This window comes from Paenibacillus gorillae (assembly GCF_000513275.1).
Taxonomy (GTDB): Bacteria; Bacillota; Bacilli; order Paenibacillales; family Paenibacillaceae; genus Pristimantibacillus; species Pristimantibacillus gorillae.
Map to the genome: position 1 here is coordinate 32,179 of NZ_CBVJ010000078.1, position 16,152 is coordinate 48,330.

At 51.2% G+C, this 16,152-nt stretch carries 16 protein-coding genes; 1 reads left to right on the forward strand and 15 read right to left on the reverse strand.

Features of this window, described 5'->3' with window-relative positions:
* Window positions 1–4: 4 nt before the first annotated feature.
* Genes TY10_RS13545 through TY10_RS13555 form a run of 3 tightly spaced genes read right to left on the reverse strand, consistent with a single transcriptional unit; the run spans window position 5 to window position 3,235 of the window.
* The gene (locus TY10_RS13545; protein ID WP_081735267.1) at window positions 5–877 is read right to left on the reverse strand and encodes a type II secretion system F family protein; all 873 of its coding nucleotides are present in this window, start codon (window positions 875–877) and stop codon (window positions 5–7) included.
* The gene (locus TY10_RS13550; protein WP_238327598.1) at window positions 874–2,118 is read right to left on the reverse strand and encodes a TadA family conjugal transfer-associated ATPase; all 1,245 of its coding nucleotides are present in this window, start codon (window positions 2,116–2,118) and stop codon (window positions 874–876) included. The genes TY10_RS13545 and TY10_RS13550 overlap by 4 nt, the downstream gene beginning before the upstream one ends.
* Entirely contained in the window at window positions 2,105–3,235 is a 1,131-nt protein-coding gene (locus TY10_RS13555) for a P-loop NTPase family protein (RefSeq protein WP_042164328.1), read from the reverse strand. The genes TY10_RS13550 and TY10_RS13555 overlap by 14 nt, the downstream gene beginning before the upstream one ends.
* Before the next feature lie 280 nt (window positions 3,236–3,515).
* On the opposite strand from TY10_RS13555, the gene TY10_RS30450 reads away from it, so the two are divergent.
* Window positions 3,516–3,644, forward strand: coding sequence for a paeninodin family lasso peptide (locus TY10_RS30450; RefSeq protein ID WP_155985861.1), 129 nt, complete (start codon window positions 3,516–3,518; stop codon window positions 3,642–3,644).
* 108 nt (window positions 3,645–3,752) lie between these two features.
* Here the strand turns inward: TY10_RS30450 and TY10_RS13560 are convergent, their stop codons facing one another.
* From TY10_RS13560 to TY10_RS13615, 12 genes are read right to left on the reverse strand one after another with little or no spacing between them, the layout of a single operon-like run.
* Complete coding sequence (locus TY10_RS13560; RefSeq protein WP_420329403.1) at window positions 3,753–5,546, reverse strand: ABC transporter ATP-binding protein; 1,794 nt, start codon at window positions 5,544–5,546, stop codon at window positions 3,753–3,755.
* 15 nt (window positions 5,547–5,561) lie between these two features.
* Window positions 5,562–6,746, reverse strand: a complete 1,185-nt coding sequence (locus TY10_RS13565) for a nucleotidyltransferase domain-containing protein (RefSeq protein WP_042164330.1) — start codon at window positions 6,744–6,746, stop codon at window positions 5,562–5,564.
* Window positions 6,743–7,213, reverse strand: a complete 471-nt coding sequence (locus TY10_RS13570) for a lasso peptide biosynthesis B2 protein (protein WP_042164334.1) — start codon at window positions 7,211–7,213, stop codon at window positions 6,743–6,745. Before TY10_RS13570 ends, TY10_RS13565 begins: the two co-directional genes overlap by 4 nt.
* Before the next feature lies 1 nt (window position 7,214).
* Complete coding sequence (locus TY10_RS13575) at window positions 7,215–7,517, reverse strand: lasso peptide biosynthesis PqqD family chaperone (protein WP_042164336.1); 303 nt, start codon at window positions 7,515–7,517, stop codon at window positions 7,215–7,217.
* Window positions 7,514–8,452, reverse strand: coding sequence for a hypothetical protein (locus tag TY10_RS13580; protein WP_042164339.1), 939 nt, complete (start codon window positions 8,450–8,452; stop codon window positions 7,514–7,516). The genes TY10_RS13575 and TY10_RS13580 overlap by 4 nt, the downstream gene beginning before the upstream one ends.
* Window positions 8,453–8,506: 54 nt before the next feature.
* The gene (locus TY10_RS13585) at window positions 8,507–9,625 is read right to left on the reverse strand and encodes a glycosyltransferase (RefSeq protein ID WP_042164343.1); all 1,119 of its coding nucleotides are present in this window, start codon (window positions 9,623–9,625) and stop codon (window positions 8,507–8,509) included.
* Window positions 9,622–10,830 carry a glycosyltransferase family 4 protein gene (locus tag TY10_RS13590; RefSeq protein WP_042164346.1) on the reverse strand — a complete coding sequence of 403 codons (1,209 nt, stop codon included), beginning with the start codon at window positions 10,828–10,830 and terminating at the stop codon, window positions 9,622–9,624. The genes TY10_RS13585 and TY10_RS13590 overlap by 4 nt, the downstream gene beginning before the upstream one ends.
* 35 nt (window positions 10,831–10,865) lie before the next feature.
* Window positions 10,866–11,732 (reverse strand): glycosyltransferase family 2 protein, encoded by an 867-nt coding sequence (locus TY10_RS13595; protein WP_042164348.1) that lies wholly within the window; start codon window positions 11,730–11,732, stop codon window positions 10,866–10,868.
* 24 nt (window positions 11,733–11,756) lie between these two features.
* A complete protein-coding gene (locus TY10_RS13600; protein ID WP_042164351.1) occupies window positions 11,757–12,935 on the reverse strand; it encodes a glycosyltransferase family 4 protein in 1,179 nt (392 codons plus the stop codon).
* Between the two features lie 56 nt (window positions 12,936–12,991).
* The gene (locus tag TY10_RS13605; protein WP_042164352.1) at window positions 12,992–14,113 is read right to left on the reverse strand and encodes a glycosyltransferase family 4 protein; all 1,122 of its coding nucleotides are present in this window, start codon (window positions 14,111–14,113) and stop codon (window positions 12,992–12,994) included.
* Window positions 14,110–15,225 (reverse strand): glycosyltransferase family 4 protein, encoded by a 1,116-nt coding sequence (locus TY10_RS13610; RefSeq protein WP_042164355.1) that lies wholly within the window; start codon window positions 15,223–15,225, stop codon window positions 14,110–14,112. The genes TY10_RS13605 and TY10_RS13610 overlap by 4 nt, the downstream gene beginning before the upstream one ends.
* Window positions 15,189–16,139 (reverse strand): glycosyltransferase family 2 protein, encoded by a 951-nt coding sequence (locus TY10_RS13615; protein WP_238327600.1) that lies wholly within the window; start codon window positions 16,137–16,139, stop codon window positions 15,189–15,191. The genes TY10_RS13610 and TY10_RS13615 overlap by 37 nt, the downstream gene beginning before the upstream one ends.
* Window positions 16,140–16,152: the final 13 nt, after the last annotated feature.

Genomic DNA, 16,152 nt, shown 5'->3' on the forward strand with positions numbered 1-16,152 from the left:
CTCCTCATACTCGAATGTCCATCATTTTATGAATGAACCAAAAGCATAAGCCCAATACCGCCATACCTGCCGTCAACAGCACATACCCCGCGCCTCCGTAGAGCGGCGCCATATAGTCTGGAGCAGCAGCGCTAAGAAAACCTAGAAAAACAAAAGGTACAACCATCATAATGCGAGCCTCAAACCGCTTCTGTGCGACCATGACAGCAATTTCCTGCTGCACCTCAAGCTTCTCTCCAATGGTCTGCGACGTTCGTTTCATCACTTCCACCAGATCGCCCCCAGAGCGTTTGCACACGGCGAATACTTCAGCAAATTGCGTGATATCGTCAATATGCGCCCGCTCCGCAAATTGACGCAAAGCATGCTCCAGCGGCTCCGAATGGTCGAGCCGGTGTTTGACAATCATAAATTCGCGCAGCAGCTCTGTCCGCGGGTCTGGATACAGCAGCTTCAAATCATCAATCGTAGCGACAAAAGCATTCTCAACAGACCTTCCCGCTGCAAGTGATGATGTCAAAGAATACAGAGCTTCCTTGAATTGCAGCTTCAGCCTCTCCTTGCGCCGCCGAAGCAAAGATGCCTTATACAGCCTGGGGGCGCAGCAGCCAATACAACCGAGCACAATCGATACGAAGATCGAATGATAAATTAAATAGATTGCTGCAAATACGATGCACCACCCTGCTGCAGCAGACAGAACAAACTGACGGATCGTTAATCTGTACTCGTCGTAATCCTGCAATGCCGTGCCGATTCCGCCAGCGGCATCTGAATAGCCCATCCATGCGAGTCCCGCTTTTACTTTCGCCGACTGTCCCGTCTTTCTCTTCTGCTGCTTCGTTGCTTTCACACCTGTCCCGAGCGTTCGATTCATTGTCCCTCCTCCCCTTCCAGACGCTCCGCCAAGCCAGCCATCCGCAGCTTGTCCCGGTGAAGCAGCCTATGCTCTGTACGCTTCAAGCGGCCGATTACCTTTCCGTCCTTCTCGCCTTCCTCATGGAACACAAACAGCGGAACGACGCTTATCTCCCCATTCTCGACGCCAACTACTTCGCTAATTTCCGTCACACGCCTGGAGCGGTCGCGGAATCGGGACAGATGAATGACAATGTCCAGCGCCGATGCAATCTGCTGGCGAATGACCTGCACCGGCATATCGGCCGCCGATAGCGCCATCGTCTCCAGCCGTGCCATCATATCTCGTGCGCCGTTAGCATGGCCGGTGGACATGGATCCGCTATGGCCGGTGTTCATCGCCTGCAGCATATCAAGCGTTTCGCCGCCCCGAACCTCCCCGACAATGATCCGGTTCGGACGCATCCGCAGTGAAGCACGAATGAGCTCCCTTACCGTAATGGCGCCTTTGCCCTCGGTATTCGCATTTCGCGTCTCCAGCGATACGAGATTGGGGACGCTGCGAATTTGCAGCTCAGCCGAATCCTCAATCGTTACGATACGCTCATCATTAGCTATATACTGGGATAATGCATTCAAAAAAGTCGTCTTCCCCGTTCCTGTGCCGCCGCTAATGAACAGGTTATATTGTGCCTGCGTGAGCAGCTGAAGCAGCCCGGCTGCCTCAGCGGACAAAGAGCCGGCGGCAACTAGCGAATCCATCGTTAACGGACGCTCTGGAAACTTTCTGATTGTCATGGAAGGTCCGCGCAGCGCAACCGGCGGCAGTACGACGTGAACACGGGAACCGTCCTTCAGTCTCGCGTCGACAATCGGCGACGATTCATTGACGACCCGGTTGACGCTCGACACAACGGCTTGTATAAGATCCTCCAGCCGCTCCCGGCTCTCGAAAGCAGCGGGAAGGAGAGAGATTTGCCCGCCCCGTTCAATAAAGATTTCCGCATGATGGTTGATCATAATTTCCGTTACGGTCGGGTCATCCATCAGCGGCTGCAAAATATCGAGTCCTCGAAAGGAATGATAGAGCCGGCGGACGAGCTTTACTTTCTCCGAGACCGTCAGCGGATGCTCTTCGCACCAGCGGAACACATTCCGCTCAACCAGTTCCATCAGCCGTTCGTCGGAAACCGCCCCTCCAAAATCGATTTGAGCGCGTATCTGTTCCCGAAGCGAAAGGACGATCTCATCCGTCAGCAAGCCTTTCTCCCCCTCCTTCCTTCATCAATTGCCGATATAACCGCTCGACGGCCGCCTTATACTGAGGTGCTGCAATGACAGACTGCGGCTGGATGCTGCCTGCTTCGCATTCCGGCAAAGCCGCAGCAATTGGCCAGGTCTCATTCCCATTCCTCTGCGGCAGCCGCTCCCCGCTTCCTCCAGAGCGGCGATTCACGACGAACTGGAAGCGCCGTTCAACTGATTGAAACCGGCTGCCCCAGCGCTGCGAGCCATATCGGCATGCCAGCTCGCTCTTGCGTCTGACGGAAGGATCATCGGTCAGCAGCCAAACAATCTGATCGCTTCGTTCATAGAGCGCAAGATGCAGCTCATCAAGTCCCTCATCCATATCAATGACAATCAAATCGTATTGACCAGAACCGGCAATAGCCTTAACGATTGCCTCGGCATCACCCGCCTGAAGCGTTATTCGATCATCTGCATTGGAAAAGGACGGCAAGTAGTCGCCTTTGAGCAAAGAATGCCGTTTGAGATGCTGAAGCAGCCAGCCGTTTACCTTCTCCGGCTGAGCCTTCAGCAAGTAAAGCAGCTGCGACAACCCTTCCCCCTCCGAGGAGCCTGCCTCCTTCCCCAACCATGCTTCCATAGCGTTCCAGCGCTCCAAATTTAAATAAAAAGCACGTAAGCCCCCAGACCCTGCGGTATTCATTAACTGCAAGCATAAAGTCGTCTTACCCACACCCCCGGAAGCCGAATAGACAGTCAGAACGGATGCCCCTTCTTCCGTTTTCTGCCTCGATATGCCAGAATCGGCATAAAGCGCAGCAATCCGGTGCAGCAGCTCCGGCAGCGGCTGAAATTGCCGCAGCTCCGGAAAATCTGCGCTTTCGCCATTTCCTCCAACCAGTACAGCCGTAGGCACCCCCGGAAGAAATGAACCCGCAGTCTTCAGCATTGAAGGCTGCGCCGCTATAAAATCAACAGGGTACCCCCCTTTCAGAAAATGAACAAAAGCTTCCGGATGAGTAAATGCCGTTAGCTGCCACTTCTCACCGAACGGACTGTCGCGGACGTAATCCGCCAGCCTTCTCGCATATTCCGATTCCTTGACTGCGATCGCCAATTGCAGCTTCATCGCCTTATCCCTCCTCCAACGCAGCGCATCGGACAAACGCAAAAAAGCACCGTAAAAGACGCAGTTTCCTGCGGCCTTTTACGGTGCTTCCGTATTTGCCGTTATAGATTGACTAAAATTTACCATAGGTCCAATCGATTCGTCAACCACCAATTTCCCTTCAAAAAAAACTGAAAAAATTAGAAAAATAGATACAAATCGTATCACATATGCTATACTTAGAAACGTAACGTAGCTCATACATATGAGTTGCCATAACCATTGAAAGGAGGTGACCGGTATGAAAAAACAATGGGAAGCTCCTGAGTTGGAAACGTTGGATGTGAAAATGACATTCGACGAGGGTGATTCTGATGCACAAGGCAAACATTGGCCTCCGAAAAGCGGAGGTTGGGGTTGGCCTTGGTAATAAAAAGCTTAACAATGAACCCTATTCCTCAGCAGAGGAACTGGGTTTATTTTTTTGCAGGCAAATAAAAAAAGACATTGAAGGCAATAAGCCTGCAATGCCATCCCCTTAAGACTGGCTCGCCAGCAGACGCTGGAAAACGCCACGGGGCTCGGAAGAAAGCTGAGCATACCCTCCCTGCTGTACGATCTCCCCATCCTCCAGCACGATGACCTGGTTAGCGTTGCGAATCGTCGACAGCCGGTGGGCAATGACGATAATCGTCATCTTACCTTTAAGCCGCTCAAGCGCCTCTTTAATCCGCAGCTCATTCTCATTGTCCAGTGCGCTTGTTGCTTCATCCAGCACCAGAATGGAAGGCTTGCGCAAAATCGCCCTTGCCAGCACGATACGCTGCCGCTCTCCGCCGGAGAGCTTTACCCCGCGGTCTCCCACAATCGTATCCAGCCCATGCGGCAAATTACGGACAAACTGGTCCGATGCCGAGAAGCGCAATGCTTCCCACATCTGCTCATCCGTCGCTTCCGGGACGACCAGCTTCAAATTATCGCGCAAGCTGCCATGAAACAAAAAAGGATCCTGCGCGACATAGCCGATAGACTGCCTGAGCCCGTATAGGCGCTCATCTGTCAGTTCCTGTCCATCGATTAAAACCTTGCCGGAAATGGGCTTAATCAGTCCCATCAGCAGGTCGACCAGCGTACTTTTCCCCGCGCCTGACTTGCCGACGATTGCCGTCATTTGATTGGCGGGGATGGTAATATCGATATTTTTCAGAGCATAATGAGCTTCCGGGCCGCCTTCATAGCGATAATGAATTCCGTTGCAAGCGATGCTTTCCTCGACGCGAAGCGGCGCAATCTCCTCATCATCCAGCGATTCATGCGCTTCCCTTGCCTCGTCACTTTCCCTCTGCAACGTTGTCAGTGATTCAAACGCCGACATTTCCGACACCAGACGTTCCAGACTGGACTGAATCGAAATAAACCTTGGCCACAGCCTCGTAAAAATCAGAACGATGAGCAGCAGCTGCTCTGCAGCGACATGCAGAAACGTTATCGAGAAATAGACGAATACGGCGACCAGCAGCACGGACGTCATCCGGTATAGAAACTGCGAATTCGCGTACAGACGGTAAGCGCGCAAATAGTTGCTCTCGATCTTGCCCGCCAGTGTCTGAAACCACGAAATGTGGGAGCTTTCCAGCTGATTGCTCTTAATATCCTTCATCCCGCCGAAATGATCATTCAAACCGGCGAAATAGCTTTTAAATAACCGGGAGGACTCTTGTCCATATTGCGCCGATTTGCGAATGAATCTGCGGGAAACAAGCGAGAGTACAAGGCCGCTTGCAATGATGATGGCCGTCAGCTGAAATGAAAGCCACATGGCAAATCCAATCTGAATAACGGTAAACGCCACGGAGGACATCAGCATCAGAAACAAATCTATCCCCCGGCTTACCCGGTTCAACTCCGTAGAAAGCATCTGGTTGAAATCCGAATTTCTCCGTTTCAGAAAAAATTCCCATTTCGCCCTCAACAGGGAGCGGTGCGTCTCGACCCGCAAACTCTTCACGTATTTCTGTGATATTTTTTCAGAAAGAACCGTCTGATTCCGCTGCAGCAGCGCCTGTCCTCCAACGAGCAAAATGTAAGCAGCCAGCACCATAGGCAAATTCAAGGGGATATTCATTCCTTCCAAAGCATCCATCGCCGAACCGACGAACGGCACCGCATCGGCATTCATATCGAAAGCGCCGATAATGCTAAGCAGCGGAATGATCAAAAAAATGCCGATGCCTTCCAGACAGCTGACCAGAAGCATGAGCGTCAGGTGCAGGAGCACCTTGCTGCCGGCTGCGGCATACAGCTTTTTCAATAGGATGAGAGTCGCCTTCACGTTGGAAAAGCCTCCTTAAATGGACTGCCGCTTCATTTGTCTCCATATCCAGAGAAACGGACGCAGCGGAAAATAGAGAAAATGAAGCGCCTTGGGCAGCGGCAGAACCTCTGCATCCCAGGAGCTTGGATAAATCTTGTTCAGCAGATACAGCCCCTTCTGACTGAACGGCATCGTAGCCAGCATGTAGCGATTGTAATGAATCGCGATATCGCGCTTCTCCGGCTTAGGATGCAGGATCGCCCGCTCCCGCATGAAAATCAATACGTAAGTCGCAAGCTTATCCGCTTTGTTAGAGGCAGACAATGGAGCTAGAGCATCCGGCAGCTTCGTCCCAAGCAAACTCTGCGCAAGCACGAAAGCAAGGCCAATCAGATCGCGGCCGCGATAGATCTGCAGCAGCTGCTGTATCATATCCCCTCCCAGCGGTCTGCCGATGATGCGATCGATATCAAGCAGCCAGCGCAAGCAGGACCAGCCATGTCTCGTTCCATGAAGCACAAGATACAGGAACAAATCCTCATTGCCCAGCGATTGTACCGAAGGATGCAGGGAGCTGGCTTGCCTTCTGGCCCATAATTGCTCGAAATCCGGCTCCTGTATCGTATCGGGATTTAGCCGCCAATGCAGCTCGATTTCAATCCCTTTCTCATAATGAAAATAGGAGAGATGATGGGTTTTACGCTCGGTATTATTAAGCAGAAGCGGTGTATCCTCGCTGAGGCGGTAGCCCTCTTCCATCAGCAGCTTTTCCGTGTGCTTGATGTCGGCCTTAGGGACAAGTATGTCGAGATCCTTCGACGTCCTGCCCGATATATCCCCGTATAAAAGAGCGGCCAGCACCGGGCCCTTGAGCAGCAGCGAACGTATGCCCCGGCCCTCCAGAAGCTGTACGATACGCTCCATTTCTCCGCGCAGATGAAGCATTTCATATGTATTTTTCATAAAATATTGGCTCATCTTCTGCATAATAGCCGGCGGTACGAACTGCCGCTCGTCATTCAGCCGCTTGAGCAGAGGATACACGACCGGGTTAACGTGATGATAGCCGACATAGGATAAAAACTCATTCCAGTCTAATTGCTGCGACTGCTCCCATGCCTCTTCAAAGGTAACGGTTCTGCCGCTTCGCAGCAGCAACAGCAGCATATTAAATTCCTTCGAAAAGAAACGCTTGTCGAGCGCGTTCAGGCTGCTCATCCCATTCTCTCCCCTTTAAACACGGTCGCATCGTTGGCGAACATGGCTACGACCGTATATTGATTCATAATTTCCGCACCTGTTGCATAAAAGGCTCCCGCTCTAAGCCATGCATGTGCGGTCATTTTGCCGCTGCCATCCTTTTTCGTCCCCAGGTAGAGCGTGCTTTCGATGCCCCGTTTCTCCAGCATTTTCATGCCGGCAATCGCCATCACCATGCATTTGCTCTCCCAGAGCGTGTACTTGCTCATAATGCGCAGCGTCCGAGAGATCATTCGGGCTGCCTCCTCATGGTCAGGGGAAGAGACGTAAGCCGTCTCTTCCATCGCCACGCCAAGAGAAGGGGCTACCTTGGAGAACGGCATCGCTTTCACAATCCGGGCCCAGCCCAGGTACCAGTAGGCTTCCAGCAGCAGCAGCTTCGTCCGGCGGTCGGACGCCAGCCATTTTCTGACCCTGCCAGCCATGTTAAGCTTCGTCGGAACGCGTCTGAATGAGTCCTTGCTCTGTCAGCTGGGACAGGAAGGAAGTGACTTGACGCTCGCATACTTCGCGATCGATCTCGTACTCCGAGCATAACGAGTCGACCAGTCCCTCCAGACTAGAAGGCTCCGACAGAAGCTCCCATATCCGCCCGCCCGTCTGGCCCAAATTGTAATACTTTCCAGTCGCGACGTTCATCATCACCTTATCGCCGCCCATATCGCTTACGAGAAAGCCCTCCGCACGCATGACGGTCTGCCCTGCAAAAACACCGGATGGAGTTGTCATTTCACCATTTCTCCTTTCATCGCTAGATTTAAAACTTCATGCACAAGCAAATCCGCCGTAAAGCCGTGTTTCGGGCGCTTCAACTGATAGCAATCCACCTGCGATGCGATAGCTGCAGACATCTGGAAATGCCATTGTCTTAAATCAAGCTTCGTCAGCACCTCACCGCTATAAGTGTGCCTATAGAGCAGCTGCATGCGCTCCAGCTTCGATAGCGGCTTCAACTCAACAGCTCCGCTGTCCGCTGACACCTCCAATTCGAATATCGCGGCCAACGGCAACGACTCCTGATGAAACCCGTCTGCTACCGGTATGGCATACTTGTCGTAATCATCTGCGATGGCATTAAATTGCTCTGAGTTCATTTGAAAAAAGTCGAGACTTTCCTGCCACAGCTTCTGCTGCGGAAATCCCGGATGCGCAACAAAGCCATTGCCACCCGCTCCAAGCGTAACCGGAACGATATCATCGCTTAACAGCTTGTAGCCCTGACGTAAAAAGGCTGCCGCCAAGGTTGATTTGCCTGCACCGCACTCCCCGACGAAGGCATACGCCCTTCCTTCCATGACAACGGCGCTGCCATGGAGCGGAATGGCTCCGCGTTGAAATAAGGCCACCGCGAATCCGATTCCCAGCAAATAAATCCGATAATCACGGGGATCGGCGCCTTCCGCCGGCATCATCTGAATCCGGCTGCCGTTCGTTATCCGGTAGGTCGCTGCGTTTTCCAAGCCGAGCACCATCTCGTTCTCCTTAACCGCGAAGGGCCGATTCGGGTCCAATTCATTGCGGATGGCCGTCAAGTCAGCCTGTTCCACGACGAGATCCGGCTCAAATCCCGGCTCATCCACGCTCAGCAATTCGGGCAGCTCGAAATCGCTTGCGATTCGGAGGCCGAATGCCCGATACTGCCTAACCGTACGATCATGCATCATATGAGCAATTGCCCCCTTAAATGATACTAATTGTAGCAATTATAGCATATAAAGTTAACGATTTGTATCTTTTTTTCTCTCTTTTATTGTAAAATCTACAAATTGGAGCAATTTCTCCTTAAATAGCCGCTCATTGAATTTTTCCGCATGCTCCCGGATCGCACCGGCATTCCAGATATGATTGTCAAAGCTATCCAGCGCCTCGGCGAATGACTCTGCCGTCTGTGTATTAAAGTACATCCCGTTAAGCCCCGGAACAATCGTATCCAGAGCGCCGCCTCCGCGATAAGCGATGACCGGACGACCGCAGGCGTTGGCCTCCAGCGGCGTAATGCCGAAATCCTCAAGTCCAGGAAACAACAGCGCTTTGCATCGCTGCATATGGGAGACGACCTCGGTGTCGCCGATTCGGCCCAGAAAGGAAACCGTTGGCCCTGCTAATTGCTCCAGCCGCTCCCGGTCGTCTCCATCTCCGATAATGAGCAACTTCCTATTCAGCCTCGTGCAGGCCTCCACCGCTAGATCAAGCCGCTTGTAGGAAGCAAGGCGCGAGACGATGAGATAGTAATCATCCGGCTGTTCATCAGCAACGGAGAAGCGGCTTATATCGACTGGAGGAAATACAACATCGGCATCAAGTCCGTAATATTGCTTAATTCGGCCCTTAACGACATTCGAGTTCGCAATCACTCTGTCCACCCGCTTGGAATTCGCCTTATCCCATGCGCGAAGCGGCAGGGTGAAAGCTCTCGCTATCGCCTTCAAAGGCTTTGGCAGCCGGGTATGATCCATATAGCTGTCGAAATCCCAGGCGAATCGCATCGGCGCATGGCAATAGCAGACATGCACGCTCCCCTTCGATTTGCGCACTCCTTTGGCATAGGCGCTGCTGGAGCTGACGATAATATCGTAGTTTTTAACATTCATCGATCTGACTGCGAGCGGATAAAGCCAGAAGTAGAGCTTGAAGCTGCTCGTTATTCGCGGAATCCGCTGCATCCATGTCGTAATGATCGATGCTGATCGAAGCTCCGGAAGCAGCTTATCCTGATCAACGATCGTCGTATAGATCGGCGCCTCGGGAAACATTTTGTGCAGCACGCCTACAACCCGCTCCGCTCCGCCCATTTGATTCAAATAATCATGGACAATCGCTACTCTGGGACTATTCATTTGGCAATCCCCCTTGCTCGTTCAACCGGCTTCGCATTCACACCTGTCCTCTGGTGTGTTCCGGCAATGCCCGCATAGACACGCTCCAGCTTTTCAGCGGCTCCTTCAATTGAAAAGAAATCTTCGATCCGCTGGCGGCCGTGTATACTGAGCGATGTCCGCAGCTTGCGATCATCCAGTACGCTCCCAATGCTGGCGGCGAGTGCCTCTACATCCTTCGCCGGATACAGCAAACCGCTTACGCCATGTTTAATAATGTCCGATACGCCGCCGCCGTCAGTCGCAACGACTGGCGTCCCCTTCGCCATCGCTTCGATAATGACCCGCCCAAAGGGCTCATTCTCCGAGCACAGCAGCAGCATATCAGCAGCATTGCAAATCTCATCGATATCTTCGCGAAAGCCGGTAAATCGTACGCGGTCTTCCATATGTAAAATAGAAACAAGCAGCTTGAGCTGTTCCAAATAAATCTCGTTCTCCATGCGGAATTTCGGCTCTCCCACGATCCATAAATAGAGATCGCGTTCCTCCTGCAGCAGAGCATTTAGCGCATGAATTGCATCCTCCTGCCGCTTCCATGGCGTAATCTGTCCGACAATGACGAGCACGCTGCTTTCCATTGGCGTCTGTAGTTCGCCTCTAATCTCCTTCTTGCTGTACCTTCTGGCAAGCTCATCCTGATCTCTCAGTATTGCGCCGTTATGAACAAGATGAAGACGGTTCTCCAGCGTCCTTGATTTCATCCCCTCCAGCACAGGCTGCGAGATCGCAATAAGCGCCTGTGTTGTACCGGCCGCAAGCGTCCGGATCAGCCGGCCGATGATTCCTCTTGGCGGCATATCGTGGAGATGCCAAGCGAGCGGAATCTGGTGGTACCAGCGGAACATCGACGCCATAATGCCGGCACGAACCGAGTTGGCATGAATCGCGTCCGGCTTCGCTGTTTTGACCATAGAGGCAAATCTCCAGCCTGCAAGCGCCATACCGGCAGCTCCTTTAAGCAGGCGAATTGGATTCATCGATAGTTTCGCGCTATAGCCCGGCAACGCAATCGTCTCCATCCCTTGGCTTCTAGCCCGCTCCAGCAGCTCACCTTCCGGCGCGTACAGAACAAAGGAAGTCTGCGGCATATAGGCTGCGGTCAGCAGCAAATTAATTTCTGCGCCGCTCACTTCGCTCGTGTGATTATACAGAGCGATTCTCATCGGTATCGCGTCCTTTCTTCCTTTTACACAAGGAACTAACGTCCGGCTTCCGTTTGCCGGTAATTCCGAATATAAGTCAAAGAGGTTTCCATCGTTTTTCTTGCATCCTTAAGTCCCGGAAGCCCCTTATGCTTCAAATCGCTGAGCAGCAAGTGACAGCAAGCCAACGAAAAAAAGATCCAGCCTTTAACGGGCAGCTTCTCCGTGTACGTATAACGTTTGTAAGTGACGTAAAATCTGGAAGCTTCTATAACCGGTTTATAATAATCGCGGTTGACCGGGGAACTGTTATGGGTAATAAAAGCTTGCTCGCACAAAATAATTTCATAGCCGCTTTTTACAGCTCTTGTCGAAATATCGACCTCGTCATACCCGTACACCAATTGCTCATCGAAGCGGACCATCTGAAACAATCCCCGAGGAAAAATCGCGCTCCCTATTACTAACGTATTCAGCCCCTCCGAACGGTTGTACAGCTTGGTCTGATATCCGAGAAATGATTGGTCCTTCGGATACACTTTGTCGTTGTTACGGCCATATTCAATTCCAGTCAGAATCGCCTTATCTCTGCGAGCCGCTTCCACTTGGTTCAATCGCCTGTTCAGCCGCTCAATACATTCCGTTCCCAGTTCCATGTCGTCATCCATAAACAAGAGATGCGTTCCTGCGGCCCGCTGCAGCACATGATTACGGTTCGGACCTAGTCCCTTTCTCGGGCCTTCGATAAACACCGTCTGCGGAAATTTCGATGCAACCAAATCCCTTGTACGAAGATCGGTACTGTCATCGGATACGATGACTTCAAATGCCGGTATCGTGGACTGCTCGATCGAGATGAGTGCCTTCTCCAAGTCCTCGGGACGATTTCTCGTACAGATACAAATACTGAGTTGAATACTCATGGCCTGCTACCTCCCATTAACCCGCTAACGGAATCGCTTCCTTTTCTCAAGCTCAACTTCGAATACTTGAGTCACTGCATCTGCGACCCTGTCCCATGTGTAATGCTGCAGGACATGCTCCCTGCACTGTTCCCGAGATGGTATACGCAAGCTTTGTTCCAAAGCCGCTGTTATCGTATCGCTCATCGCCCCAGACGTTCCATCCTCGAAAAGCAAATCCGTCGACAGCCTGCTTAAAATCTCTTTCGTTCCTCCATAAGGCGTACCGAGCACCGGAGTGCCGCAGGACAGCGACTCCACGGTGACAAGTCCGAATCCCTCCAGCGTTATCGTAGGGACGATGCTCATATCCGCCGCCTGGTACCATTCCACCAACTCTTCATTCGACACCCTGCCGAGCAGCTTAACGTGATCAGAAAGCTGCAGACTCTCGACGAGTCGGCTATATTCCTCTCGCATCGCCCCGTCTCCCGCAATAAACAGACGAACACCGGGATGCAGTGCCACAACAGCGGTCATCGATTCGATTAAACGGTCGATGCCCATCCGGCGAACAATTCTTCGGGCGCAGAACAACAGTTGCTGCTCAGGCTGTATGTCAAGCTTCCTTCTTAAGCTCTCCCTATCCGGATGCGGTTTAAATTTCTCATGCTCTACCGCTCCAGGAATAATATGTATGCGTCTGTCTTCTATGCCGTATTGTTCGGTCAAGATGTCCCGGAAGTATTCGCTTAGGACAATAAAGCTGTCTGAACGACGATACGTCATCAATTCAACTTGTTTCTTCATCCAATAACGAGACTCTCTCATCAAAGGGGAACGGTGATGCTCCTCAACCTTTGATTCCAAAGCCCAAGGTCCGTGAAAATGGGTGACGATGGGCACATGTTGCGGTAAGACGGATCTGGACACCATTGCCGCATAGGGCGCGAAGTGTGGATTGAACACCTCTGGCTGGAACGCTTCCACCGATTGACGGGTCTTCCGTCTTAGCGATCTCATTCGGGTGATTAGCGGCGTTTGTGAAGACGCAGCCTCTACAATGTTCAACTCCGTCGACAGCCGGTCTCCACTCTCCGTCACGACAAGTCCCAGCTCAGCATGCCCATACTCCTTCATAGCGGCATTATAATCTGCAAAATAACGATTTAATCCGCCCGGCTGCAGCTCATTCCAGCCCAATCCTGTCGATAGCAGCTTCATTGTCGCTTCTCTCTCTTTCTGATCGATATAGGGTGGTTGTCACAAATAAAAAATTTTTATAACTTGCTCTCTTTCAATTGCTCATAAAAAGAAATCGCCTCTCCGGCGATACGGTCCCATTCATGCTGCTGCGCGGTTTCATAAGCTTTTTTCCGGATGGATTGCAAGTAATCGGTGTCTTCGATAAGGCGAATCAATTTCTTCTGAATGGCGGCAGCATCCCGGAAAGGAATGATCAAGGCATCTCGTCCATCAATAAGGAAAGAGCCTGTCGTGAAAGATGAGATAGGGGCCAGTCCGCAAGCCATCGCTTCCAAGAGGGAAAGCGGGAAACCCTCCGAGAGGGTTGGAAATAATTTGATATGGTGATTCACCAGCAGCCTAGGAAGCTCTTCATGACTATATTCTTGAACGACATCAATTTGATCGTGAAGCTGCTCGTCGTAATCCTGAAGAACCTTTTCCCGTGAACATCCTGTGCCGATAAAAGATATTTTAACGTGGGGAAATTGCCGCAATACTTCGTCTAGCGCTTGAGCCGTGTAGTGAATGCCTTTCCTCGGTATATAACTGCCGATTTGAGCGATCCGAATCTCTGAGCCTATATTGTAATCGACCGGCAAATGCAGAAATTCATCCGGCAGACCATTTCTTACGACCCGGGCAAGCGGACTTCGCACCCTCAGCCGGCTGATCGCATATTCAAAATCGCGATGGTTCAGAAACAAAGCTCCGTCCGCTCTTCGAAAGGAGATTGCAACTTCCTGAAGCCGAAGACCTCCGTGATAGAGCGGATACTTCCACGACAATTTGAGGTTTCCCCTGCGCTGCTCCTCCAGCATATTTTCATGCATCGTATGCTCAAGGCCATGACTTCTAGACACCAGTGCAGGCGATCGTTTCCTGCTTCTTAGCAGCGACCATAGCCATGCATCGCCGCTAGAGGCATCAACCACATCTAATTGTCCTTTTTTAGCAAGCTGCTTAATTTTGCGGTATAGGTAAAACGGAAAAAGGACAGCCTTCCACTTTCCAGGAATGTATGAGGGCATATCATCGAAGGTGAACATAACTGCGTTATGCCCCATTCTCTGATAGTGCTTGTATAGTTGAAAGGTTACGCCGGGTGCTCCCGCGTTTTTGTTCATCTCGTGGTGAATGGAGAGAAGAATGTTCATGACATCACACCTGCCGTTTCGAGCGCGGGGACGCCTCTCCAGCCGGGGCAATAAGAAAGATATTCGATGGCCACCTGCTCCCAAGAATGCGATTGAGCCCACTCCAGCCCTTTGCACACCAATTCCTGATAGCTAGCTATGTTCGATAAGCCATCAATTAAGGCGGAAGCCAGCTGATCATCTGAGGCCAGGACGCCATATTGCCCGCCATCCAGTATTTCAACCGCTCCAGGGTTAGGCGTGCTGACCACCAAAGTACCGCTGGCGAGTGCCTCCAAATAAGGCAGGCCAAAACCCTCATAAGTGGAAGGCATGCAATAAATATGAGCTTGCCGGAAAAGCTCCGCCAACTGCTCATTGCTCAGGCTTTGATAATAGGTTACTCCGTCATGCGGTTCATCAGGATAGCACACCATCCATAGCTTCGCGTTTGGAATTTTCGGCTTAATCTCTGAAACGAATAAATCTCTTAATAGACGCCCCCTCTTGCGGCTATCCAGCGCACCGACGAATAGTATAGTCGGATCTTCTGCCTTCTTTCCGGGATGAAACAGCTGGAGGTCGACCGGCAGATGCAGCACTTTATCCTGTGGACGGGAACGGTATAGAGTCTGCGTATCTTGCGAATTGAATAACGTAACGGTAGATTGTCTCCAAGAGAGCAGCTCTAGTAAATAAAGCACCGAAAGATTTAACTTCCTCAGCCACTTTTTGTTATGCTGAACCTCTCGGTAGGCGCTGCCGTGCATAATGCGGACCCAGGTTTTCTCCGAGCGGCGCATCGCCCAATCATCACCGCTTGAAATGACTAGATCATACGCGCTGAAGTCTACGGCTCTGCCTTTAATCGGTGCCAGGTAGTAACGGGCAAACCTATTTTTCGCTTCTGTGTCTTCGAATAAAGGTGACACCTTATAATTCAATTTCTCCGGGTAGGGGTTCAATGTGATTGCCGTTACGTCATAGCCCATATCGGCCAGCTTCGTGCACAACCGGTGATTGTAGTGGCTCACGCCTCCGGTTCTATGCTGAGAAGAAATGAACTCCAGAGCAATAACGGCAATCCGCAGCGGACTCAATTCGAATTTCGGTACAGTTTCCATGTTCTCCATCCTTCAACTCTTCCTTTAAATGAAATAAGTAGCTTCTTCAATCCCATCGATTTATCTTGAGGAATGAACCGGATCCACTGGATGAACCCAGGAGTAGCTTTGCTGCCGATTAAGAACGCCCATAGAAGAAAAATAAAACGTTTCGCAGAGTTCAAGTTTTTCAGAAGGGAATAAGTTTCGTTATGAGCCATATTGAAAAAGGCCGTTTCATTAAACGTATTCCGCTTGTCTTCATCAAATCGCTCTGCCGGGAAATGATTGACGCCGACGCCTGGATCATAGATAAGCTCCCAGCCTCTGTTCTTGACCGCTAGACAAAAGGGGACCTCCAGATGAACCTGAGCTCCTGTCCCCTTCAAATTCTCATCGAATAGGATGCCTTCGATTGCCTTTCTCCTAAAGCTCATATTTGCTCCCTTTAAGATGTCTGCTTGCCTCGCTCTCCCGTATCCGATATGATGGTTGCCGATCATTCTGCCAAACCATAATAATTGGCCAACCCGGCTTCGTTGGCCCGTTTCCAATCTACCCGAGTGATACACATCATCTTTTCCCCCGAGTCCTCCAAGCCGTTCGTTAGATTGAAAATGCTCAGCGATTTTCTCTATCCAGTCCGGATAAGCAATCGTGTCGTCATCGGTAATGACGAGAATATCTCCGGAAACATGCTGCAAGCCGGTGTTTAATGCCGCTATCACGCCAACAACATCAACAGTAACCATCCGAATTCTGCAATCTATCTGCGATGCTATAAAGGTCATCGTTGCGTCGTCTGAGTTTCGTACAACCACTATGATTTCATCCGGCAGTCTGCATTGTCTCATTAACCCTTCGAGGCATAGCTTTAAGCTTTGTACGCGATTAAACGAAGGGATTATTACGCTTACCCGCATTCCCATCATTCCCTTGCTCATAATTAAGCGACTC

What these genes read in the sequence shown, in the direction of transcription:
- TY10_RS13590 (WP_042164346.1), bottom strand. Translation starts at nt 10,830, where the DNA reads ATGAGAATCGCTCTGTATAATCACACGAGCGAAGTGAGCGGCGCAGAA.
- TY10_RS13565 (WP_042164330.1), bottom strand. Translation starts at nt 6,746, where the DNA reads ATGAGCAGCCTGAACGCGCTCGACAAGCGTTTCTTTTCGAAGGAATTT.
- TY10_RS13580 (WP_042164339.1), bottom strand. Translation starts at nt 8,452, where the DNA reads ATGATGCATGATCGTACGGTTAGGCAGTATCGGGCATTCGGCCTCCGA.
- TY10_RS13555 (WP_042164328.1), bottom strand. Translation starts at nt 3,235, where the DNA reads ATGAAGCTGCAATTGGCGATCGCAGTCAAGGAATCGGAATATGCGAGA.
- TY10_RS13545 (WP_081735267.1), bottom strand. Translation starts at nt 877, where the DNA reads ATGAATCGAACGCTCGGGACAGGTGTGAAAGCAACGAAGCAGCAGAAG.
- TY10_RS13600 (WP_042164351.1), bottom strand. Translation starts at nt 12,935, where the DNA reads ATGAAGCTGCTATCGACAGGATTGGGCTGGAATGAGCTGCAGCCGGGC.
- TY10_RS30450 (WP_155985861.1), top strand. Translation starts at nt 3,516, where the DNA reads ATGAAAAAACAATGGGAAGCTCCTGAGTTGGAAACGTTGGATGTGAAA.
- TY10_RS13595 (WP_042164348.1), bottom strand. Translation starts at nt 11,732, where the DNA reads ATGAGTATTCAACTCAGTATTTGTATCTGTACGAGAAATCGTCCCGAG.
- TY10_RS13615 (WP_238327600.1), bottom strand. Translation starts at nt 16,139, where the DNA reads ATGAGCAAGGGAATGATGGGAATGCGGGTAAGCGTAATAATCCCTTCG.
- TY10_RS13575 (WP_042164336.1), bottom strand. Translation starts at nt 7,517, where the DNA reads ATGACAACTCCATCCGGTGTTTTTGCAGGGCAGACCGTCATGCGTGCG.
- TY10_RS13610 (WP_042164355.1), bottom strand. Translation starts at nt 15,225, where the DNA reads ATGGAGAACATGGAAACTGTACCGAAATTCGAATTGAGTCCGCTGCGG.
- TY10_RS13585 (WP_042164343.1), bottom strand. Translation starts at nt 9,625, where the DNA reads ATGAATAGTCCCAGAGTAGCGATTGTCCATGATTATTTGAATCAAATG.
- TY10_RS13570 (WP_042164334.1), bottom strand. Translation starts at nt 7,213, where the DNA reads ATGGCTGGCAGGGTCAGAAAATGGCTGGCGTCCGACCGCCGGACGAAG.
- TY10_RS13605 (WP_042164352.1), bottom strand. Translation starts at nt 14,113, where the DNA reads ATGAACATTCTTCTCTCCATTCACCACGAGATGAACAAAAACGCGGGA.